This is a genomic window from Nonomuraea sp. NPDC050540, from assembly GCF_044457485.1.
Taxonomy (GTDB): Bacteria; Actinomycetota; Actinomycetes; order Streptosporangiales; family Streptosporangiaceae; genus Nonomuraea.
Genome location: NZ_JBITHA010000006.1, coordinates 554,669 through 575,530 on the forward strand (window position 1 = coordinate 554,669; position 20,862 = coordinate 575,530).

General features: G+C 71.0%; 18 protein-coding genes. 7 read left to right on the forward strand and 11 right to left on the reverse strand.

The genetic code is table 11. The features are described from left to right. Positions 1 to 119: 119 nt before the first annotated feature. The 3 genes from ACIBI5_RS23755 to ACIBI5_RS23765 all read left to right on the forward strand — a co-directional run bounded on the left by ACIBI5_RS23755 (position 120) and on the right by ACIBI5_RS23765 (position 3,697). Positions 120 to 1,958 carry an AMP-dependent synthetase/ligase gene (locus ACIBI5_RS23755; protein WP_397250116.1) on the forward strand — a complete coding sequence of 613 codons (1,839 nt, stop codon included), beginning with the start codon at positions 120 to 122 and terminating at the stop codon, positions 1,956 to 1,958. 68 nt (positions 1,959 to 2,026) lie between these two features. Next, positions 2,027 to 3,076, forward strand: a complete 1,050-nt coding sequence (locus ACIBI5_RS23760; RefSeq protein WP_397250118.1) for a hypothetical protein — start codon at positions 2,027 to 2,029, stop codon at positions 3,074 to 3,076. A 126-nt stretch (positions 3,077 to 3,202) separates the two neighbouring features. Continuing rightward, complete coding sequence (locus ACIBI5_RS23765; RefSeq protein ID WP_397250120.1) at positions 3,203 to 3,697, forward strand: hypothetical protein; 495 nt, start codon at positions 3,203 to 3,205, stop codon at positions 3,695 to 3,697. Between the two features lie 70 nt (positions 3,698 to 3,767). On the opposite strand, the gene ACIBI5_RS23770 is transcribed toward ACIBI5_RS23765, so the two are convergent. Continuing rightward, the gene (locus ACIBI5_RS23770; RefSeq protein ID WP_397250122.1) at positions 3,768 to 5,195 is read right to left on the reverse strand and encodes a PLP-dependent aminotransferase family protein; all 1,428 of its coding nucleotides are present in this window, start codon (positions 5,193 to 5,195) and stop codon (positions 3,768 to 3,770) included. 72 nt (positions 5,196 to 5,267) lie between these two features. Here ACIBI5_RS23770 and ACIBI5_RS23775 point away from each other — a divergent pair, with 72 nt between their 5' ends. Continuing rightward, positions 5,268 to 5,873 (forward strand): YitT family protein, encoded by a 606-nt coding sequence (locus tag ACIBI5_RS23775; protein ID WP_397250124.1) that lies wholly within the window; start codon positions 5,268 to 5,270, stop codon positions 5,871 to 5,873. A gap of 84 nt (positions 5,874 to 5,957) precedes the next feature. Next, a complete protein-coding gene (locus ACIBI5_RS23780) occupies positions 5,958 to 7,712 on the forward strand; it encodes a glycoside hydrolase family 15 protein (protein WP_397250126.1) in 1,755 nt (584 codons plus the stop codon). A gap of 81 nt (positions 7,713 to 7,793) precedes the next feature. Here the strand turns inward: ACIBI5_RS23780 and ACIBI5_RS23785 are convergent, their stop codons facing one another. The 5 genes from ACIBI5_RS23785 to ACIBI5_RS23805 form a co-directional block, all read right to left on the reverse strand. Beyond that, positions 7,794 to 8,744 (reverse strand): glutathione S-transferase C-terminal domain-containing protein, encoded by a 951-nt coding sequence (locus tag ACIBI5_RS23785; RefSeq protein ID WP_397250128.1) that lies wholly within the window; start codon positions 8,742 to 8,744, stop codon positions 7,794 to 7,796. Positions 8,745 to 8,757: 13 nt separating this feature from the next. After that, a complete protein-coding gene (locus tag ACIBI5_RS23790; RefSeq protein WP_397250130.1) occupies positions 8,758 to 10,059 on the reverse strand; it encodes a lanthionine synthetase LanC family protein in 1,302 nt (433 codons plus the stop codon). Between the two features lie 78 nt (positions 10,060 to 10,137). After that, positions 10,138 to 11,055 (reverse strand): hypothetical protein, encoded by a 918-nt coding sequence (locus tag ACIBI5_RS23795; RefSeq protein ID WP_397250132.1) that lies wholly within the window; start codon positions 11,053 to 11,055, stop codon positions 10,138 to 10,140. Positions 11,056 to 11,098: 43 nt separating this feature from the next. Further along, entirely contained in the window at positions 11,099 to 12,058 is a 960-nt protein-coding gene (locus tag ACIBI5_RS23800; RefSeq protein ID WP_397250134.1) for an LD-carboxypeptidase, read from the reverse strand. Beyond that, positions 12,045 to 12,770, reverse strand: coding sequence for an SIR2 family NAD-dependent protein deacylase (locus ACIBI5_RS23805; RefSeq protein ID WP_397250324.1), 726 nt, complete (start codon positions 12,768 to 12,770; stop codon positions 12,045 to 12,047). The genes ACIBI5_RS23800 and ACIBI5_RS23805 overlap by 14 nt, the downstream gene beginning before the upstream one ends. Before the next feature lie 42 nt (positions 12,771 to 12,812). On the opposite strand from ACIBI5_RS23805, the gene ACIBI5_RS23810 reads away from it, so the two are divergent. Next, positions 12,813 to 13,697: a sulfotransferase family protein gene (locus ACIBI5_RS23810; RefSeq protein WP_397250136.1), complete on the forward strand. Its 885-nt coding sequence runs from the start codon at positions 12,813 to 12,815 to the stop codon at positions 13,695 to 13,697. Here the strand turns inward: ACIBI5_RS23810 and ACIBI5_RS23815 are convergent. The 5 genes from ACIBI5_RS23815 to ACIBI5_RS23835 form a co-directional block, all read right to left on the reverse strand. After that, a complete protein-coding gene (locus tag ACIBI5_RS23815; protein WP_397250138.1) occupies positions 13,669 to 15,555 on the reverse strand; it encodes an ABC transporter ATP-binding protein in 1,887 nt (628 codons plus the stop codon). The two genes, ACIBI5_RS23810 and ACIBI5_RS23815, sit on opposite strands and share 29 nt — an antisense overlap. Before the next feature lie 39 nt (positions 15,556 to 15,594). Further along, a complete protein-coding gene (locus ACIBI5_RS23820; RefSeq protein WP_397250140.1) occupies positions 15,595 to 16,416 on the reverse strand; it encodes an enoyl-CoA hydratase/isomerase family protein in 822 nt (273 codons plus the stop codon). A 122-nt stretch (positions 16,417 to 16,538) separates the two neighbouring features. Beyond that, the gene (locus tag ACIBI5_RS23825; RefSeq protein ID WP_157247547.1) at positions 16,539 to 16,754 is read right to left on the reverse strand and encodes a helix-turn-helix domain-containing protein; all 216 of its coding nucleotides are present in this window, start codon (positions 16,752 to 16,754) and stop codon (positions 16,539 to 16,541) included. 113 nt (positions 16,755 to 16,867) lie between these two features. Continuing rightward, a complete protein-coding gene (locus tag ACIBI5_RS23830; RefSeq protein WP_397250142.1) occupies positions 16,868 to 18,466 on the reverse strand; it encodes an ABC-F family ATP-binding cassette domain-containing protein in 1,599 nt (532 codons plus the stop codon). Positions 18,467 to 18,554: 88 nt separating this feature from the next. After that, positions 18,555 to 19,193, reverse strand: coding sequence for an acVLRF1 family peptidyl-tRNA hydrolase (locus ACIBI5_RS23835; RefSeq protein ID WP_397250144.1), 639 nt, complete (start codon positions 19,191 to 19,193; stop codon positions 18,555 to 18,557). A 667-nt stretch (positions 19,194 to 19,860) separates the two neighbouring features. On the opposite strand from ACIBI5_RS23835, the gene ACIBI5_RS23840 reads away from it, so the two are divergent. Continuing rightward, complete coding sequence (locus ACIBI5_RS23840) at positions 19,861 to 20,862, forward strand: EAL domain-containing protein (RefSeq protein ID WP_397250146.1); 1,002 nt, start codon at positions 19,861 to 19,863, stop codon at positions 20,860 to 20,862.

Below are 20,862 nucleotides of genomic sequence, written 5' to 3' on the forward strand. Positions count from 1 at the left end.
ATCCAACACTCTACGTGACCGGTCTCGTGAAGCTGTCTCACAGGGTCTTGCCGCTTCCCCCGGCGTGTGGTGCGATGCATCCCACTCGTGCAAGTGAATACTGACTGGAGGCGGGCGCCATGGCCGAAGTCCTTGAGGTACGGGCCGAGATCGAGTCGCAGATCGCCGGCCGTACCGTGTGCGAGCAGCTGAGACAGGTCGCCGCCGACCATCCCGGCTCCCCCGCCTACTCCGACCCCGAGGGCGAGGGCTGGCGCACGCTCACCTACGCCGAGGCGCGCGAGAGGGTGCTGACGATCGCGGCGGCGTTCGCGGAGCTCGGGCTGGAGCCCGGCGAGGCCGTGGCGCTGATGATGGTCAACCGCGGCGAGCACGTGCTGGCCGACCTCGGAGCGGTGCACGCGGGCGGCGTGGGCTGCACCATCTACTCGACCTTCGCCGCCGAGCAGATCGCCTTCGTGGCCGCCGACGTCGGCGCCCGCTACGCCGTGCTGGGCGGCCCGGCCGACGTGGACCGCTGGATGCCGGTCCTGGACCAGCTCACCGAGCTGCGGCGGATCATCGTGCTGGACGGCGCGCCCGAGGGCGACGAGCGCTTCCTGTCATGGGCGGACTTCCTGGCGCTCGGCGAGCGCGCGCTGGCCGCGGGCCGCGACGCCGTGGACGCCCGCTGGCGGGCCGTCAGCGCCGACGACACCGTCACGGTCCTGTACACCTCGGGCACCACCGGCATGCCCAAGGGCGTGCCGCTCACCCACCGCAACGTCTTCTACGAGGTGGCCTCCACCGACCGCCTCACCACGCTGCCCGTCCAGGGCACGCAGATCAGCTACCTGACCTACGCGCACATCGCCGAGCGCGTCCTCAGCCTCTACCTGCCGCTGATGAAGGTCTCGCACGTCTACTTCTGCACCGACCTGGCCAACCTCGGCGCCACGCTGGGGCAGGTCCGGCCGATGATGTTCTTCGGCGTGCCGCGCGTGTGGGAGAAGATGATGGCGCGCCTGCAGGCCGTCCTCGCCACCCAGCCCGAAGAACAGCAGCAGCAGGTACGGCAGGCCATGGCGGCCGGCGTCGCCTACGTCGAGGCGGGCCAGCACGGCGGCACGATCACCCCCGAGATCCAGGCCGCCTACGACCAGGCCGACAAGGCGCTGCTGTCGGTGGTCCGCTCGATGATCGGCTTCGACCAGGCCCAGTGGACGGCGACCGGCGCCGCGCCGCTGCCGGGCGAAGTGCAGCGCTTCTTCGCCGGCCTCGGCCTGAAGGTCATCGACGTGTACGGCATGACGGAGACGACCGGAGCCTTCACCGGCAACAGCCCCGCCGACTACAAGCTCGGCACGGTGGGCAGGGCCGAGCCCGGCGTCGAGATCCGCATCGCCGAGGACGGCGAGATCCTCACCCGCAGCCCGCTCAACACCGGCGGCTACCTGAACCGGCCGGAGGAGAGCGCGGCCCTGATCGACGAGGACGGCTGGCTGCACACCGGCGACATCGGCTCGATCGACGAGGACGGCTTCGTGCGGGTCGTGGACCGCAAGAAGGAGCTCATCATCACCGCGGGCGGCGAGAACATCTCGCCCGCCAACATCGAGAGCCACCTGAAGGAGCACCCGCTCATCGGCCAGGCGCTCGCCTACGGTGACGGCCGCCCGCACCCGGTGGCGGTCCTCACGCTCGACGCCGAGCTCGCGCCCGCGTGGGCGCAGGCCCGCGGCGTCGCCTTCTCCTCACTGGCCGAACTGGCCCAGAACGGCGAGGTGCTCAAGGAGGTCGAACGGGCCGTGGAGGCGGCCAACGCCAAGCTGGCACGGGTGCAACAGGTCAAGCGCTGGGCCCTGATCGGCAGCGAGTGGACGGCCGAGACGGCGGAGCTCACACCGAGCCTGAAGCTGAAGCGGCGCGTCATCCACGCCAAGTACGCCGACGTCATCGAGGGGCTTTACGTGGACTGACGGCTTTTGCCGTTGGGGGCGTGTGTCCTACCCCTGGCCATTACCGGATGGTTCCTACCGTCTTGATCATGACTAGCAGAGTCCTTCTGGCTTCACTCGCGGTGGGAGCCCTCGCGGTACCCGTGCCGGCGGCCAACGCGGCGGACGAGCCCGCCATCCGAGAGATCACCATACGTCCGGCCGATCCGGTGGTCGGGCCCAGCGGGTCGGTCCGCCTCGTCATCGAGGTCGTCGCCCAGGGGGTGGACGGCCGCGAAGGGGTCACCGTCAAGGTGGACCCGGGCGCGCCACCGGACGGGGTGCCCGCGCCACCGGTGGACCCCGTGGATCCGCCGCCGGTGACCCCGCCGCCGCTGGATCCGTCGCCTCCGCTGCCCGCGCCCACCGTCGTCCCGTCCGTCGCGCCGTCCGCCCTGCCGTCAGCCGTGCCCTCGGTCGCGCCGTCCGCGGTGCCGTCGGCTCTGCCGTCCGTGGCTCCGTCGGCTCTTCCGTCGGCCCTTCCGTCCGTGCTGCCGTCCGCCGCGCCTTCCGCGCTGCCGTCGGTCGCGCCCTCCCAGGTCCCGCCGGTGCCCGCGCCGCTGCCGCCCGCTCCCGGGCTCGCCGTACCGTGGCAGGCGCCGCAGTGGCAGGAGGACAAGGCCGAGCCGATGCGCCGCGGCGACGGCTGGCAGACCTGGCGTTTCCTGCCCGAGAAGGGCCTGACCCGCTACTACCCGTCGGGCACCTGGACGATCGTCGCCACGGCGACCAGCCCCGACGGCAGGAGCGTGACCGCGTACAAGACGTTCAAGCTGCGCAAGGAGACCCGCCTGACCTCGGTGCAGGCCACCAAGGTGGCCGGCACGAAGGCCGTGCGGCTGCGCGGCGTGCTGACCCGCGTGGACCCGATGGGCTTCACCGACTACGCCCCGTTCGGCAACCAGCGCATGGAAATCCTGCACCGCCGCGACGAGAAGTCGCCGTGGAAGCAGGAGGCCGTGGCGACCACCTCGGAACTGGGCAAGTTCGGCAAGACCGTGCTGGGCCCGGCGAAGGGACAGTGGCGGGCCCGGTTCCCGGGAACCGGTCACTACGCCGCCGAACTCTCCTCGGTCGAACACATCGGAGATCGTCCTTGACCTTCGCTTTACCGGCTGTTGCCGAATCGTGATCATTCTGGCGGCAACCTTTCCCTGCCTTTGCGCGTCATTGGCGTAGACGTGTTCTGTCCCGGAGCACGTCTCGACGGGGAAGGAAGTTTTTAGATGATGCGACGTCTCGCGGCCGCGGCAGCTGCTGCCGCGCTCGGCACCGCCGTGCTGGCGACCGCCACTCCCGCCATGGCCGAACCTCCCGGCCTCGGCTTCGACACCGGCGACTACGGCGACGGCGGCAACACCCGCCTGTCGTTCGACGCCAACCCGGAGCCGGTCTGGAAGGGCTCGCGCCTGACCCTTGAGGGCAAGCTCTCGGTGCAGTGCGACGAGGACTACATCAACGGCTACGTGCAGGTGTTCAACGCCGACCACTGCCGTGAGGGCAGCTGGTACTGGCTCGGCGGCAAGCGGATCACGATCCTCTTCAAGCCGAACTACTCCGGCCGCTGGCACTACGTCGACACGGTCCGCACGGACAACGGCGGCTACTTCCACACCGGGGCCCGCGCCTGGACCTCCGGCACGTGGAAGGCGGTCTTCGAGGGCAGCAGGTACCTCGAGGGCTCGGCCGCGACCGACTGGGTGAGGGTCGTTCGCCACTAGTCACAGCGCAAGCGGAACGCCCGGCCCTCTTGTCCCGAAGGGCCGGGCGTTTCGCTGTCCGCACCAGGAGTCAGACCATCGGGATGAGCGTCTCGGCCGGGCGGGGGCCGACCGGGCCGCGGGCGTCGGCGGCCGCGAGCATGCGGGCCGCCTCGGCCAGCACCGCCGGAGGCTGGGTGAACGGCAGGCGGACGTAGGACTCCAGGGTTCCCTCCAGGCCGAACCAGGGGCCGGGCGCCAGCCGTAGCCCGTGGGTGGCCGCGGCCTCGGCGAAGGCGATGGCGTTGCCGCGCGGCAGCCGTATCCACAGGGTGCCGCCGCCGCGCGGGACGGTGAAGCTCCACTCGGGCAGGTGCGCACGCACCGCGGCGACGAGCGCGTCACGCGAGGCGCGCAGCGTGCGGCGGCGCTCGGCGCGCGTCTCCTCCATCCGGTCGAACAGCCGCGCCACGATCAGCTGTTCCATCACCGGGCTGGCGATGTCGACGGCCGCGCGGTGCAGGGCCAGGCGGCGCGTGAGCGCCTCGGTGCTGCGGATCCAGCCGATACGCAGCCCGCCCCACCACAGCTTGGACGCCGACCCGATCGTGATCACGCGGCTGTCGGTGTCGAAGGCGGCCATCGGCGCGGTGCCCGGCACTTCCTCCATCGCCAGCTCCGCCCAGGTCTCGTCGATGAGCAGCATGGTGTCGGTACGGCGGGCCGCCCCCACCACCGCCGCCCGGGTGGCGTCGTCCATGAGCGCCCCGGTGGGGTTCTGGAAGTCCGGCATCAGGTAGGCGAGCCTGGCCGCCGACTGCCGCATCGCGCCCGCGACGAGGTCGGCCTGCCAGCCCGCGTGGGTGATGCCGACCGGCGCGATCCTGGCGCCGCGCTGGCGGGCGGCGTCGATGGCGTGCGGATAGGTGGGCGACTCGACGAGCACGGTGTCGCCGGAGCCGACGAGCAGCCCCATGACGAGCTGGATGGCGTGCTGGGAGCCGGTGGTGACGAGGATCTGCTCGGGCCGGGTGGCCAGGCCACGCGCGCCGTAGTGGGCGGCGATGCGCTCGCGCAGGACGGCCAGGCCCATCGGGTCGTAGCCGTTGCCCATGCCGTAGCGGCCCACGTCGTCGACCGCCTCCAGCATGGCCTCGCGCAGGTGCGAGGTGGCGCCGGGGGCGGCGCAGTGCAGCTGGAGCAGCCCGTCGTCGCCGGTGGACAGCCACGGGTTGTCGACGGTGGTGGCCGGGTCGGGCAGCTCCGTCCAGCTGCCCGAGCCCTGGCGGCTGCCGAGGTAGCCCTGCTCGCGCAGCAGGTCGTAGGCGGAGGTCACGGTGGTGCGGCTGACGCGAAGCTGCTCGGCCAGATGGCGTTCGGCGGGCATGCGCACGCGGACCGGGATCTGGCCGTCCAGGATGCGCGCCCGCACCGCGCCGGCCAGCGCGCGGTAGTAGGGACGGGCGTCCCGCGGCACCGCGACGAGCCTCGCGACCTGCACCGCACTCAAGAACCTCATAAGGCCACTTTTCACGATTGGCCCTTTTAGCGCAACCCAAACCCCTGCCACCATGAGACCACTATGAGCGAAATGTCCGTCCCTACCGTGGGTTCCCTTCCGTCCCGTCTCCTGCGCCTCTACGGCGGCCTGGCCCTGTACGGCCTCGGCATCGGCCTCCAGATCGAGTCCGGCGTGGGCAACAGCCCGTGGGACGTCTTCCACCAGGGCGTAGCACTCAGGACGGGCCTGACCATCGGCACGATCATCATCGCGGTCGGCGCGCTGGTGATGCTGCTGTGGATCCCGCTGAAGCAGAAGCCCGGCATCGGCACGATCAGCAACGTCGTCTTCCTCGGCCTGTTCGCCGACGCCGCGATCTGGCTGCTGCCCACCCCGGGCCACTGGGCGCTCAGCTGGACGTACCTGCTGACCGCCGTCGTCACCATCGCCCTGGCCACCGCGCTCTACATCAGCGCTGGACTGGGCCCGGGCCCGCGCGACGGCATCATGACCGGCCTCATGCGCCTCGGCCTGTCGGTACGGCTCGGCCGCTTCCTCATCGAGATCACCGCGCTGGGCGTCGGCTGGCTGCTCGGCGGCACGCTCGGCCTCGGTACCCTCGTCTTCGCCCTGGCCATCGGCCCGCTCACGCAGATGTTCACCCGCTGGTTCCCGCTGACGCGAGAGACCCCCTGAACCTCCCGTGGAAGCTGACGGACATGACGCGACATGATCGATAGCTTCCACGGGACCACCCCGCGGACGGGTAGCGTCGGTCCCATGCGGATCGAGGACTACGCGATGATCGGGGACATGCAGTCGGCGGCCCTGGTGGGCAGAGACGGCTCCATCGACTGGCTCTGCCTGCCGAGGTTCGACTCCCCGTCGTGCTTCTCCGCCCTGCTCGGCGGCGAACGCAACGGGCACTGGTGGCTCGGCCCCACCGGCAGGCGGGCGGCGACCAGACGCCGATACCGGCCCGACACGCTCATCCTGGAGAGCGAGTGGGACACCCCGACGGGCACCGTCCGCGTGATCGACTTCATGCCGCCGCGTGACAAGAACCCCGACGTCGTCCGTATCGTCGAAGGCGTCAGCGGCGAGGTGGAGGTCTCCACCCAGCTCCGCGTCCGCTTCGACTACGGCCGCATCGTGCCGTGGGTGCGCCGCAGCGACGGCCACCTGCAGGCCATCGGCGGCCCCGACTCGGTCTGGCTGCACTCCCCCGTCCCGCTCAAGGGCGGCGACTACGCCCACCGGGCCACGTTCACCGTCCGCGAGGGCCAGCGGCTGCCGTTCGTGTTCACCTGGCACCCCTCGCACGAGCCGATGCCCCGCGAGATCTCCGCCGAGGGCCAGCTCGCCGAGACCGAGGCCATGTGGGCCGAATGGGTGGCCAGGTGCACCTACGAGGGCCCCCACCGCGACGCCGTCGTACGTTCGCTGATCACGCTGAAGGCGCTCACCTACGCCCCCACCGGCGGCATCGTCGCCGCGCCCACCACCTCGCTGCCCGAGGACATCGGCGGCGTGCGCAACTGGGACTACCGCTTCTGCTGGCTGCGCGACGCCACCCTCACCCTCGACGCCCTCATCAGCTCCGGCTACATCGAGGAGGCGGGCGAGTGGCGCGCGTGGCTGCTGCGCGCGATCGCGGGCCGTCCGCAGGACCTGCAGATCATGTACGGCGTCGCCGGCGAGCGCCGCCTGCCCGAGCTCGAACTGGCCTGGCTGGACGGCTACGAGGACTCCCGCCCCGTGCGCATCGGCAACAACGCCGTCAACCAGCTCCAGCTCGACGTCTACGGCGAGGTCATGAACTGCCTGTTCGTCTCCAGGAAGATGGGCCTGGGCGCCGACGACCGCGCCTGGGCCATCCAGCGCGAGCTGCTGGCCTACGTCGAGGAACACTGGGACGAGCCCGACGAGGGCCTGTGGGAGGTACGCGGCCCGCGCCGCCACTTCACCCACTCCAAGATCATGTGCTGGGTCGCCCTGGACCGGGCGGTCCGCTACGTGGAGGAGTTCGGCCGCGTCGGCCCGGTCGACCGCTGGAAACGGCTACGCGAGGTCGTCCACGCCGAGATCTGCGACAAGGGCTACGACCCGGTACGCAACACCTTCACCCAGTCCTACGGCTCGACCGAACTGGACGCGGCGCTGCTGCTCATGCCGCTCATCGGCTTCCTGCCCGTCGACGACCCCCGGGTGACCGGCACGGTGGCCGCCATCGAGAAGGAACTGCTGTCCGACGGGTTCGTGCTGCGCTACCCGGTGGCCGCCGACAACGACGTCGACGGCCTGGCCGGGGCCGAGGGCGCGTTCCTGGCCTGCAGCTTCTGGCTGGTCGAGGTCATGGCCCTGCAGGGACGCAAGAAGGAGGCCGAAGAGCTGTTCACCCGCCTGCTCGGGCTGCGCAACGACCTGGGACTGCTGGCCGAGGAGTACGACCCCCGCTACGCCAGGCTCGTCGGCAACTTCCCGCAGGCCTTCAGCCACGTGCCCCTGGTCCACGCCGCCCGCGCCCTGTCGTGACCCGTCCCGCCGAATAACGGTACGGCCGCCGCGGCGGCGCGGCCGTACCGGGTACTGAGGCCGCCGTGGCGGCGGGCGTGCTCACGCGGGTCCCCGGCGGTGGGGCTCGTCCCAGTCGGCCGCGCCGGGCGCGACATCGATGCGTTTGACGTCCGCGTTGTCCTCGGGCGGGCGGTGGCCGAACGTGGTGAAGTCGGTGGTGTCGCGGAAGGCCGGGCGCTGGTAGAGGTCGCGGGCGTAGGCCCACAGATGCGGGAAGCCGGACAGGGGACGCTCGCTGATCCTGTTGGCCGGGTTGTAGCCGAGGTCGAAGCGGGCCAGCGTCACCCACAGCCGGACGTCGGCCTCGGTGAGCTGCTCACCGACCAGGTAGCGGTGCCCGGCCAGGTGCGCGTCCAGGCTCTCGAAGGCGGCGACCACACGCTGGCGCAGGTCGTCGTACTCCTCCTGGGTGCGCGCCCGGCCCACGAGGGAGACGCCGCGGTTGACCCGGTGGAGGATCTCGTCGTTGCGCGCGTCGATCAGCGCCCGCAGCTCGGCCGGGTACAGCCGCTCCGGCGAGTCCGACCAGCGCGCGAATCGGGTGGCCAGGTCGAGGGTGATGTCCGGGTAGTGGTTGCTGACGATCCTGCCGCCTGCCCGGTCCCACAGCACCGGCACCGAGATGTGCCCGGCGTATCCGGGCTCGGTGGCCTCGTACGCCTGCTCAAGGAAGGCGAAGCCGTTCACCGGGTCGGGGCCGCGGCGCTCGCGGAAGGCCCAGCCGCGGCCGTCTCGCTCGTCGTCGACGTAGCTCAGGCCGACCACCTGCTCCAGCCCGGCGAGCGTGCGCACGATCGTCGCGCGCTGCGCCCACGGGCACAGGTGGGCGGCGTACAGGTGGTAGCGCCCCGGCTCGGCCGGGAACGGGTCGGCGCCGACGCGGCCCTGGAAGGGGTAGATCGGGCGGTTCCACTCCGGCGAGGTGTGCAGCCGTCCCGGACCGTAGGGACCGTAGGCGGCCTGATCGGCGGGCGGGGCGAAGACGGTCATCGGAGCTCCTCTGTCAATGCAAGAAAGCCGGGGACGGGATCGCCGGGAAGGGATTGTCGGGCGTCAGGATGACCCGGCGGGTCTCGCCCTCCTGCTCGGCCGCGTCCAGATGCAGCAGCGCCGCCCCGATGCCCGCGGCCCCGACCATGTAGCCGGTGTCCGCGCTCACCTCCCCCGGCCGCAGCCGCCGGTAGGCCTGGTACCACCGGTTCCCCCGCCCGTCGTGCCCGGTCGCCCGGCCGATGAGGTGCTCGGCGAGCGTGCGCGCGTACTCCCGGTACGGCTCGTGGCCGGTCACCGCCCACAACCCCACGAACAGCTCCACGAGCCCGGCCGTCCCGCAGCACTGGCAGGCGGAGTTCCAGTAGCCGTTGGTCTGCTGGTACGGCACGCCGCTGGCGATGATCCCGGCGGCCAGGCGCTCGGTCCAGTCGAGGTCGCCCAGTTCGCCGGCCACGCGGTAGAGCTCGTAGAACATGCGGGCCACGCCCGCCGAGCCGGAGCAGTAGCCGAGATAGTGCAGGCCGCGCCCGTGCGGCACGTGGTGCGGCACGTACGCCGCGTGGTTCGTCACCACCGCCACCGACTTGACGAACCCCGAGCCGCGCCTGGCCGCCTCCAGGAAACGCTCGTCGCCGGTGACGCCGTACAGGCGGGCCAGGAGGAAGGCGGTGCCGGCCGTACCGCTGTAGAAGCCGGGCGTGACCGCGTCGGTCGGGATGCCGGGGCAGTCCCCGAACTGGTGCCCCGGCACCGCCTGCGCCCTGATGCGCTCGCCCGCCTCCAGCGCCGCCTGCTCGTAGGCGGGCACGCCGAGCATGGCCGCGGCGCGCAGCAGCCCGAGCACGATCCCGCCGTCGCCCCTCTGGGCGGGGTCGTTCGACCAGCCCAGTCCTCCTGCCAGCGGACGGGCCCTGGCGACGATGTGGCCGGCGGCGGCCCGCGCCTCGTCTTCGAGGCGCTCCTCCCCCAGCACCCATCCGGCCTCGGTGAGCGCGAAGACGGTCCCGGCCAGGCCGTGGTAGAGCGTGAGGTCCTGCTGCTCACGCCAGGTGGCGGCCAGGTATCGGGCGCCTTGGCGGGCCTCCTCCAGGTACGCCTCGTGGCCGGTGGCGGCGGCCAGGTCGAGGAAGAACAGCACGATGCCGGCAGCGCCCGCGTACAGGGAGGCGGGTTCCGATCCCACGGCCGCGCGGCCGCGGTGGTCGGGGTTGGCCTGCCAGCGCCGCCCGTGCCCGTGGTCGGACCCCGCCGACCTGATCCAGCGTCCGGCCAGGATGGCCGCGTTCAGAGGAGTGGTCCGCTCGTGGCTCACCCTCGCAACTATCCCACACATTTGGTAGGAAATTAAGGTATCGACGGGTCATCCGGCGTGGAAGGGCCGGAACGCGGCTCAGACGGCCAGGCGGGCGAGGACCTGAGCGAAATCCGGGGGCGGGGTGACCACGAGGCGGGCGTGGCCCTCGTGCAGGACGATGTCGGCCCTCAGGTGGGTCAGGCGGCCCTCGTGCCACCAGTACACCTGGTCGCTCATGCCGTCGGTCCTCGCGGCGTGCAGGCGCAGCCGTTCGATGGCGCGTACGACGCCGAGGCCGTTGACCGGGTGCACCAGCAGCGTGTACGGGTCGGGCAGAACCACCAGCACCCCGTCCCTCGGCACCGGAAGGTAGTCCGGCAGCCAGCGCAGGTGTGTCGGTGCGGTCGGGGAGGGACCGGTCAGGCGGGTGACGGGGGTGCCGGACAGCTCGATCGACTCGACGGTCAGCCGCTCGCCCTCGCGCACGTTCCTGGAGGCCAGTTCGAGCGCCTTGGCCGACGGCAGCGGCCAGCAGCCGGCCTCCTCCGGGCGGATCAGGCGGGGGCCCACGCTCAGCAGTTCCACCAGGTCGCCGTTGAGGTGGCGGCCGACGACGCGGGTCAGGTCCTCGACGGCGTCCACGGCTTCCACGCGGGTACGCAGCAGCGTGCGCACCTGGTCCAGGTCGCAGAAGTCGACCAGGTCACCGGAGACCGCGTTGCCGAGGTGTTCGGAGACGAGCGTGGGCCAGTCCTCGCGGGGCCGTCGACCGGCCTCCCTGCGCAGGCCGGTCAGCCGGACCAGAACGAGTCCGTCGCGCATCGGCCGGGTGTCCCTGCCCAGGTCGAACGCCGACCGGACGCCACCGTCCGGACCGGGTGTCAGGGTCAGGGTGGCACCGTCGGCGGCGAAGTCGCAGCCGTAACCCAGCGAGTCCGCCACCAGGGCGAGAAGCGAATCGAGGTCCACGTCCTCAGGGCGGCGGCGGGACGGCTCACGCCTGAAGAATTTCACGCGCTCTATCCCCTCATGCCGGTTTCGTCCCTGCGTGTTTCTCCTACCTTGCCGTGCCGACGTCGCTGAACTGACCAGCCAGCGAGCACGATTCGGTATCGATAGCACCAAGCGCACCAAGCCAGATGCTCAGCTGCGGAGTGCCGTGTCCCACGGGAAGCCCGGCCAGCACGGGGACGCCGAGCGGCAGCAACCGCTCCCGCAGAACGGGGTACGGGTCTCCGCACTCCTCCCAGGAGCCGAGCGCAAAGCCGAGCACTCCTTGGAAGGCCCCGGCCCGCAGGAGTTGCGTGAGCATCCGGTCGATGCGGTAAGGCGCCTCCCCCACATCCTCCAAAAACACGATATTTCCGGTAAAGCGTGGCTGCCACCGGGTCCCGCACAGCGACGCCAGCACCGACAGGTTCCCCCCGGCGATCGGACCCGTGACCGGACCCGTGACCTGGCCAGTGGCCGAACCGGTGGCCGGACCGGCCGGCGGACCGGCGGCTCCGGGGAGCGGCCGCGACAGCGTCGACGTGCCCGCCACCGACCACGGCTCGCCCTTCAGCGCCCCGGTCAGCGACGCCCAGGTCGCCGGCTCCGGCCCGCCTTCGTCGGAGAACGTCGTGCAGGCCGGCATCGGACCGTGCAGCGTCGCCACCCCCAGCTCCGCCCGGAACGCCTGGTGCAGAGCCGTCACGTCGCTCGACCCCACGAGCGTCTTGGGCCCGGCGGCCCGCATGGCGTTCCAGTCCAGCAGGTCGAGGACCCTGGCGGCGCCGTACCCTCCCCTGGTGCAGAACACCGTGGTGACGGCCGGATCGCACCAGGCGGCCTGCAGGTCGGCGGCGCGCGCGGCGTCCGAGCCGGCCAGGTAGGGAAGGTCCTGGCGCGCCATCGTGTGCGCGCCCACCACGACCCGCACGCCGAGCCCTTCCAGCAGCGCCACCCCGCGCGCGAGCCGGACGGCGTCGGGCGGTCCCGAGGGGGAGACGACGGCGACGGTGTCACCCGGCCGCATGAACCAGCTCCTTCACCAGCGCCGGCAGCGCCTGGCCGATCGGCTCGCGGACGACCTCGTGGGCGAAGTCGTCGTAAGGGGTGGGCTGGGCGTTCATGACGACCAGGCGGGCGCCGGCGTCGATCGCCTCGCCGCACAGCCCGGCGGCCGGATGCACGGTCAGCGACGTGCCCACGGCGAGGAACAGGTCGCAGGACCGCGCCGCCTCCAGCGCCGCGTGGATGACGAGCGGCTTGAGCGACTGGCCGAAGGAGATCGTGTCGGCCTTCTGGATGCCGCCGCACTCCGGGCACGGCGGATCCTCCTCCCCCGCCTCGACCCGGTCGAGCACCTCGCGCATGGGCGTGCGCAGCCCGCAGGTCATGCAGACGACGTGGAAGAGCGTGCCGTGCAGCTCGATGACCTTCTCCGGCGAGCTGCCCGCGCGCTGGTGCAGTTCGTCGATGTTCTGGGTGAGCAGGGCGCGCAGCAGGCCGGCGCGCTCCAGCTCGACGAGGGCGGCGTGGCCGCCGTTGGGGCGGGCGTCCCAGGCGGCGTGCTCACGCCTGCCGATCCACGCGCGGCGCCGTACGTCGGGGTCGGCCAGGTAGGTGTCGATGGTGTACAGCTCCTGGGCGGCGGGGTCCTTCGTCCATACTCCCTGGGGCCCGCGAAAGTCAGGAATCCCGGAATCCGTGGAGATTCCCGCACCTGTCAGGACGGTCACCGACATTGGCTCGCTCACCTGGCAAACGGTGTCACACTTGGATGCCGTATGCGACTTCCGCCTCACATCCTCGTGGTCAACGGCATCAAGGTCCGCCGCCCGGTGTTCCTGCTCGGAGCTCCGCATTCGGGTACGGACCTGCTCGCCCGCGCGTTGAAACGTTCCCCCGGCTTCCACGTGACGACCGGCAGGGCCTGCGTGGCCAACGTCGTCTACGCCTTCGCCCGCAAACCCTCCATCGCCGGTGGTCCAGGCGCGGTCCGCGTGCTGCGCGACTCGCTGGCCGAGGCGTGGCAGGTGCTGCGCGGCTCGTGCGGCCTGTGCCCGGAGACCTGCCGCGAGGCGGGCGGCGTGACCGGCCTCGGCCCGTGCGTGGCCACCAGCACCGTGACCCGCTTCGGCGACGCCAGCCCCGACCTGCTCTACAGCGCGCCGGTGCTGCGACAGGCCTTCCCCGACGCCCGGTTCCTGCAGCTGATCCGCGACGGCCGCGACGTGGCCGTGGACATGCTGGCCGACCCGTCGTGCCTGGCCTGGTTCCGTCCGGTGATGCTGGCCGAAGGCACCGAGTTCCCGAACGCCTTCCTGGGACTCAGCCGCGACGAGCACCGCGAGCGCTGGAAGGACATGCCAGCCGCGGGCAAGTCGGCGCTGCGCTGGCGCAGCGCCGTGCGCCTGAGCGCCTCCCTGCGCCGCGACCTGCCCGCCGAGCAGTTGCTGACGCTGCGCTACGAGGACCTCGTGCTGCGGCCCGCGCAGACGATCGCGTCGGTGTCGGAGTTTCTGGAGACGCGCGTGTCGAAGGTCGCCCTGTACGGCCGGCCCATCCCGAAGGCCGGCTCCTGGCGCTCCGGCCTGCGCCCCGACGACCTGGCCCTGGTGGAGAAGGTCGCCAGGCAGGAGCTCACACGCCTGGGCTACCTGTCGAGCTGAACTGCGTGCGGTAGAGCTCGGCGTACAGCCCGCCGCGCTCCAGCAGTTCGTCGTGCCCGCCGCGCTCGGCGATGCGGCCGTCCTGGACGACGAGGATCGTGTCGGCCTCGCGGATCGTCGAAAGCCGGTGGGCGATGACCAGCGAGGTACGCCCGGCCAGCGCCGTCTTCAGCGCCTGCTGCACGGCCGACTCCGACTCGGAGTCGAGGTGGGCGGTGGCCTCGTCCAGCACGACCACGCGCGGCGCCTTCAGCAGCAGCCGGGCCAGCGCGAGTCGCTGCTTCTCCCCGCCGGACAGCCGGTAGCCGCGGTCGCCGACGACGGTGTCGAGCCGGTCGGGCAGAGCCTCGACCAGGTCGGCGATCTGCGCCGCGCGCAGCGCCTCCCAGATCTCCTCCTCCTCGGCGTCAGGCCTGGCGTAGCGGAGGTTGGCGCCGATGGTGTCGTGGAAGAGGTGCGCGTCCTGCATGACGACGCCCACGGTGTCGTGCAGCGAGGCCAGTGTGGCCTCGCGCACATCGACGCCGTTGACGCGCACCGCGCCCTCGTTCACGTCGTACAGGCGCGAGACCAGCGAGGTGATCGTGGTCTTGCCCGCTCCCGAGGGGCCGACGAGGGCGATGAGCTGTCCCGGCCCGGCGGTGAACGACACGCCCTTGAGCACCGGGTGCGACGGGCCGGTGTCCTGGCGGGCCACCGACTCCAGGGAGGCCAGCGAGACCTCCTCGGCCGCCGGGTAGCGGAAGCGCACGTCGTCGAAGGTGATCGTGACCGGCCCGTCGGGCAGCGGCCCGGCCCCCGGCTTCTCGGCGACCATCGGCCTGAGGTCGAGCACCTCGAAGACCCGGTCGAAGCTGACCAGCGCCGTCATCACGTCCACATGCACGTTGGACAGCGAGGTCAGCGGGCCGTACAGGCGCATGAGCAGCGCGGCCAGGGCGACCAGCGTGCCGAGCTCGAAGACGTCGCGGGTGGCCATGACGCCGCCGATGCCGTAGACCAGCGCGGTGGCCAGGGCGGCGACCAGGCCGAGCGCGACCCGGAAGACGGTGCCGTACATGCCGACGGTCACGCCGACGTCGCGCACCCTGGCAGCCCTCCTGCCGAACAGGTCGGTCTCCTCCTGCGGCCGGCCGTACAGCTTGGCGACCATCGCGCCCGCGACGTTGAAACGCTCGGTCATCACCGAGCTCATCTCGGCGTCGAGTTGCATCTGCTCGCGCGTCAGCGCGGACATGCGCCGGCCCACCCACTTGGCGGGCACGATGAAGACCGGCAGCAGCACCAGCGCGATCAGCGTGACCTGCCACGACAGCGCGAGCATGGCGCCGAGCACGAGCAGGAGGCTGATGACGTTGGACACCACCGACGACAGCGTGCTCGTCAGGGCGCGCTGGGCGCCGATGACGTCGGTGTTGAGGCGGGAGACCAGCGCGCCGGTCTGGGCGCGCATGAAGAAGGCCACCGGCATGCGCTGCACGTGGTCGAAGACCTCGGTGCGCAGGTTGTAGATGAGCCCCTCGCCGATGCGCGAGGAGAACCAGCGCTGCGCCAGCGTCAGCCCGGCGTCCAGCAGGGCCAGCGCGGCGATCGAGACCGCCAGCGCGATCACCACGCCCGGCCGCTTGGGCAGGATGCCGTCGTCGATGATGGCCTTCATGAGCAGCGGGTTGGCCACCACGATCACCGCGCCCGCCACGACCAGCAGCAGAAACGCGGTGATCTGCTTCTTGTACGGCCGCGCGTAGGAGGCGATGCGCCGCACGGTGCCGGGCGTCAGCCGCTGGTCCATGACCGACTCGTCACGGCGCAGCGACCGCATCGCCTGCGGGCCGAACCCGCCACCCATCATCGCCATTGTCTGGTCAGCACGCGGGCGCCTGCGGCTGTTCCCCTCTCAGCTCCCGGCGAACAACGCCCGGATCCGCGCCGCCTGCTCCGTCCGCTCGGCGGCACTCTGCTCCTCCAGGGTGCGCGTCTGCGCCCCCTGGAGGAGACGCTTGGTCGCCGCGGCCGCTTCCCTGTTGGTCGACAGCAGCTGCGCGACCTTCTCCTGTACGGCTTTCGCCAGCTCACCCGGTTCGACGACCTGTTCGGCCAGGCCGATCCGGAAGGCTTCCTCCGCCCCGACGACGCGGGCGGTCAGGCACAGGTCCTTCGCCTTGGCGAGGCCCACCAGCTCGACCAGCGGTTTGGTGCCGGTCAGGTCGGGGACCAGGCCCAGTGCGGGCTCCTTCATGCAGAATGTGACGTCGTCGGCCACGATCCGAAGATCGCAGGCGAGGGCAAGCTGGAATCCGGCGCCGATCGCATGGCCCTGAACGGCCGCGATCGAGACGATCTCCGGACGGCGCAACCACAGGAATCCCTGCTGTGCTCGTTCGATCCCCTTGTCGAACGTGTCCTGATCCTGCCGGGCCACAGAGCTGAACGAGCCCTGTCCCGGAACCCCCTCGGGGGTGAACATGCGTAGGTCGATCCCTGCCGAGAAGGACGGTCCCTCACCTCTCACCACGACGACGCGTACCCGCTCCGGCAGGCTGTCGCCGATGCCGGCCAGTGCCGACCAGGTCGCGAACGTTTGCGCGTTCCGCTTCTCCGGTCGTGCGAGCGTGATCGTGGCAATCTCACCGTCCACCTCGAAGCGCAGGCCCGCCTCCTCGAAAGAGGCGTCCCTCGCACTCCCCCCGCGCTGATAAGGCGCCTTCGCTTCCGCCATCGCCTCGCTCCGTCCGTCGCTGTGCCGTCGCGCCCGAGCTTACAGAATAAGATTCTGACCCGGGCGCGACGGCCGGTCGACTGGAGACGAAGCGGCTGCGGTCGCGACGTTCCGAGGCGGCCTTAGCGCTTGGACTTGCCTCGGGTCGCCCCGCCGCGCCCGCGCAGAGTCACTCCGGACTCGCTGAGGATGCGGTGGATGAACCCGTAGGAGCGACCGGTCGAAGCGGCCAGGGCGCGGATGCTCTCACCCGCGGCGTAGCGCTTCTTGAGATCACCGGCCAGCTTGTCGCGGTCGGCCCCGGTCACCCGGGTGCCTTTCTTCAGAGTCTCGGCCACGAGTACCTCCTGTAGTGCCAGACTTCCGCAGCGTTACACCGCCATGATCAGTCATTTCAGCGGGATCGGCTACCTACTCCACGGGAAAAGATCCGTACCCACTCAAATTCAGATCAGGCGAGTGCCACAAGATCGGAAAATTCCTCGCTCCACGCGTCTTCAGTTCCGTCTGGTAGCAAGATCACCCTATCCGGTGAAAGAGCATCAACGGCACCCTCGTCATGGGTAACCAGGACGATTGCTCCTGAATACGACCGCAAAGCGGTGAGGACTTGCTCCCTGGAGACGGGGTCGAGGTTGTTAGTGGGCTCGTCCAGGAGGAGGACGTTGGCGCTCGACAACACCAGCAGCGCAAGGGCCAGCCGAGTTTTCTCACCTCCTGACAGCACCCCCGCCGGCTTGTCAACGTCGTCGCCGGTGAACAGGAAAGATCCGAGGACCTTTCTCAGCTCGGTGTCGGTGAACTCCCCGCCGGCGGAGCGCATGTTCTCCAAGAGGGTGCGATCGGCCTCCAGGGTCTCGTGCTCCTGAGCGTAGTAGCCGATCTTGAGGCCGTGACCCGGGCGGATCTCGCCGGTGTCGGGATCCTCGACGCCGCCGAGGATCCGCAGCAGCGTGGTCTTGCCCGCGCCGTTGAGCCCGAGGATGACGACCCGGTGACCTCGGTCGATGGCCACGTCGACGTCGGTGAAGACCTCCAGCGAGCCGTAGGACTTCGACAGGTCCACGGCCTGCAGCGGCGTCTTGCCGCACGGGGAGGGGTCGGGAAAGCGCAGCTTGGCGACCTTGTCGCTCTGACGCTCCTCCTCGGTGCCGGCCAGCAGGCGGTTGGCGCGGCGCATCATGTCCTGGGCCGCCTTGGCCTTGGTGGCCTTGGCGCGCATCTTGTCGGCCTGCGCCAGCAGCGCGCCCGCCTGCTTCTCGGCGTTGGCCCGCTCGCGCTTGCGGCGCTTCTCGTCGGTCTCGCGCTGGTCCAGATAGGCCTTCCAGCCGACGTTGTAGTGGTCGATCACGCAGCGGTTGGCGTCGAGGTGGAGGACCTTGTTGACCGTCGCTTCAAGAAGACCGACGTCGTGACTGATGATCACCAACCCGCCGTGATGTGATCGCAAAAAATCACGAAGCCACCCGATTGAGTCTGCATCAAGGTGGTTTGTCGGCTCGTCGAGAAGGAGAGTTTCCGCTCCGCTGAAAAGAATGCGTGCCAATTCCACGCGTCTGCGCTGGCCGCCCGAGAGCGTTTCGAGCGGCTGCTTCAGGACCCTGTCCGGGAGCCCCAGGCTGGAGGCGATCGAGGCCGCCTCCGCCTCCGCCGCGTAGCCGCCCAGGACGTGCATCTGGTCCTCGAGCCTGCCGTACCTGCGCACGGCCTTCTCGCGGGTCTTGTCGTCGGCGGAGGACATCGCCAGCTCCGCCTGGTGCAGCTTGCGCAGCACCTCGTCCAGGCCGCGCGCCGACAGGATGCGGTCGCGCGCCAGCACCTGCAGGTCGCCGGTACGCGGGTCCTGCGGCAGGTAGCCGACCGCGCCCGTGGTCGTGACCGTGCCCGCGGCGGGCAGGCCCTCACCCGCCAGCACCTTGGTCAACGTGGTCTTGCCCGCCCCGTTCCGGCCGACAAGTCCTATTTTGTCGCCTGGATTGACGCGGAAGTTGGCCTTCTCGATCAGCAGACGCGCACCGGCGCGCAGCTCGATGTCAGTAGCAAGGATCATGGTTGAAAGGACGCTCCCGGGCTAGGAAAGGACGTCGGAGACGTGGGCATGCTTGCGCCGGTTAACCGGGAGTGTGCATGCGGCCAGTCTACGGTCCCCCGCGGCCCCCGGGCTCTGGGTCCACGACCCGGATGCGCACCGCGCGGAACTGCTCCGGAGCCTCCTTCAGCACCGCCAGCCTGGGATCGGGCACCACCAGGAACGGCTCCGCCTCCAGCGCCACCAGCGGCGCCAGCCGCCGATCGGCCCTGAGCGCGTCGGCGGCCTTCCTGTCGCCCCCGAACACCACGGCCTCCAGCCCGTCCAGGTGCGGCGTCAGCACGCGCAGCGCCGTCTCGGCGGCGGCCTCGAACGCCTGGTTCGCCTGGAGCGCGCGCCGCCTGGCGAACCGCTGCTGCGACCAGCCGCCGGCCGCCGTACGCCCCTGCACCAGCCGCGACCCCACCTTGGACGCGACCAGTTCGCTCCCCTGAAACACCCCCGCCGCATACCCGCCGAGCCGCACCAGCACCACGCCCACGCGCCGCTCCCGCTGAGCATGCGCCACGAACCTCGACACATAAGGCGGCCCTTGGATCATCGGCGGAAACGGCACGTGCATCTCCGCCAGCGCCCCGTCCCCGGCCCGCAGCCGCACGACCAGGTCATCCCCACCGGCCTCGAACGCCCCATGCCGGTCGGCGAACCCGTCGATCCACCTGTTCAGCCGCCCAGGCGCGACCGACACCCATCTCCCCCCACCCCGCGCCGGCCCCATCCCGCCCTCTCCTGTTCTCCCTTAAGGGCGCCCATCCGTTACGGCTGTCGCCGCCCACCCCGCCACCCGCCGCCGTGCGCCGGCGCCGATCGTGGGGGTCGCTTCTCACGTCGGACGTCGTCCCCACCGCAACGACCCTTCGTCACCCATCTCCCTGGGCAACCTACCGCCCTGCCCCGGTGTCGTGCCCGCTTGCTTTTGCCCTCGGGCGCCCACCAACGGCCTCTGCGCCAGCACGGTCAGCGCCTCCCCACGGCGATTCCCCCGAGCGTGGCTCTCTCGTGCGGCACGTGTTGTCCGGCACGTCCCGCCTCTCGGCAGGCGCATCGGACTGGTCCGGGTGGCAGGTGACATGCGGTGGCTGGGGGATGGAGCTGTGTTGGGGGTTCTGGTCAGGGACCGTTGGGGCTTGGGCGGGGTTCTGGTCAGGGCGGCTGGGGGCTGGGGCGTGGGGGTCTCACAGGGGGCTGCCGGGGGCGGTGGGGCCTGGGGTGCAGGTGGGGTGGGTCGCGGGAGCGGAAGGGAGCTGGGGGTGGCCAATGCGGGGGTTCGGTGGTAAGGAACACTGCCTGAAATGTCGGTGAACTTCGTTTCCCGGCACTTATGCCGCACCGGTTGCCGGGCGGATCATTTTGGCGTGTCTTCCCAGTTCACAGCCCCTGTTGTAGATCTTGACACGGGGGCGGTCATCGCGACGCACGCCACAGACAGCATCCCTCAGGGACCGCTGCCGCTGCTGCTCGACCTGCCCGTCCAGGTGGTCCTGAACGGCGCCGGCGCGCTGGCCCCGCTCCACGAAGCGCTCCGCCGGGCCGGCCGGCACCCGCGGGAGGTGGTGCTCACCCTCCGGGGTACGTGTGGGGAGACCGAGAAGGACGTGTTCAAGGTCGGCCTCGACGGGCTGCGTGCCCACGGTTACCTGCTGGCCTTCAGCGGGTCGGGCGGCGTGCCGCTGGATCTGGTGTCGCAGGCCTCGCCGTACCTGCTGCTTCTGGAGACGGAGCTGGTCGCGCGGATGCCGCGCGACCACCGCAGCGTCGCGGTGGCGCGCGCGACCGCGACGCTGGCCCGCGGGCTGGGCGCGCATGTGCTGGCGCCCGGCGTCGAGGACGAGGCGGAGCTGGGCGCGGCCCGCAGCTGCGGCGTACGGCTGGCCTACGGGCCGCTGCTCGCCCCGGGACCCGACGGGCGGGTGCGGGTGCCGCTGCCCGCGCCCGAGGAGACTCCCGAGGCGTTCATGCTGGGGCCGAGGGTGCAGGAGCTGCTGCTGCCGGCGGTGACGCTGCCCGCCCAGGCCAACGCCGAGGACGTGGTCGCGGCGTTCGGGCACGAGCCGTCGATCTCCAGCGTGATCCTGGTCGACGAGTACCAGCGGCCCAAGGGGAGCCTGGACCGCAGCCGGTTCCTGCTGTCGTTCGCGGCGCGCTACGGGCACGCGCTGCACGGCAAGAAGCCCGCCCACCGGCTGGCCGACCCGCCCAGGACGGTGCCGCGCACCACCCCTGCGGTGGCGGCCATGCAGGCGGCGGGGCGCGACTCGATGCGCGTGTACGACGACCTGGTGGTGACCGACGAACTGAACCGCTGCCTGGGCATCGTCCGCGTCTCCGACTTGATCCGGCATGTCTCCAAGACCTGA

Bases quoted from the DNA above. Each gene is read 5' to 3' on its own strand.
- ACIBI5_RS23775 (WP_397250124.1), top strand. From the start codon at position 5,268: ATGTCCGTCCCTACCGTGGGTTCCCTTCCGTCCCGTCTCCTGCGCCTC.
- ACIBI5_RS23770 (WP_397250122.1), bottom strand. From the start codon at position 5,195: ATGAGGTTCTTGAGTGCGGTGCAGGTCGCGAGGCTCGTCGCGGTGCCG.
- ACIBI5_RS23810 (WP_397250136.1), top strand. From the start codon at position 12,813: ATGCGACTTCCGCCTCACATCCTCGTGGTCAACGGCATCAAGGTCCGC.
- ACIBI5_RS23805 (WP_397250324.1), bottom strand. From the start codon at position 12,770: ATGTCGGTGACCGTCCTGACAGGTGCGGGAATCTCCACGGATTCCGGG.
- ACIBI5_RS23800 (WP_397250134.1), bottom strand. From the start codon at position 12,058: ATGCGGCCGGGTGACACCGTCGCCGTCGTCTCCCCCTCGGGACCGCCC.
- ACIBI5_RS23830 (WP_397250142.1), bottom strand. From the start codon at position 18,466: ATGATCCTTGCTACTGACATCGAGCTGCGCGCCGGTGCGCGTCTGCTG.
- ACIBI5_RS23765 (WP_397250120.1), top strand. From the start codon at position 3,203: ATGATGCGACGTCTCGCGGCCGCGGCAGCTGCTGCCGCGCTCGGCACC.
- ACIBI5_RS23760 (WP_397250118.1), top strand. From the start codon at position 2,027: ATGACTAGCAGAGTCCTTCTGGCTTCACTCGCGGTGGGAGCCCTCGCG.
- ACIBI5_RS23780 (WP_397250126.1), top strand. From the start codon at position 5,958: ATGCGGATCGAGGACTACGCGATGATCGGGGACATGCAGTCGGCGGCC.
- ACIBI5_RS23755 (WP_397250116.1), top strand. From the start codon at position 120: ATGGCCGAAGTCCTTGAGGTACGGGCCGAGATCGAGTCGCAGATCGCC.
- ACIBI5_RS23785 (WP_397250128.1), bottom strand. From the start codon at position 8,744: ATGACCGTCTTCGCCCCGCCCGCCGATCAGGCCGCCTACGGTCCCTAC.
- ACIBI5_RS23815 (WP_397250138.1), bottom strand. From the start codon at position 15,555: ATGGCGATGATGGGTGGCGGGTTCGGCCCGCAGGCGATGCGGTCGCTG.
- ACIBI5_RS23820 (WP_397250140.1), bottom strand. From the start codon at position 16,416: ATGGCGGAAGCGAAGGCGCCTTATCAGCGCGGGGGGAGTGCGAGGGAC.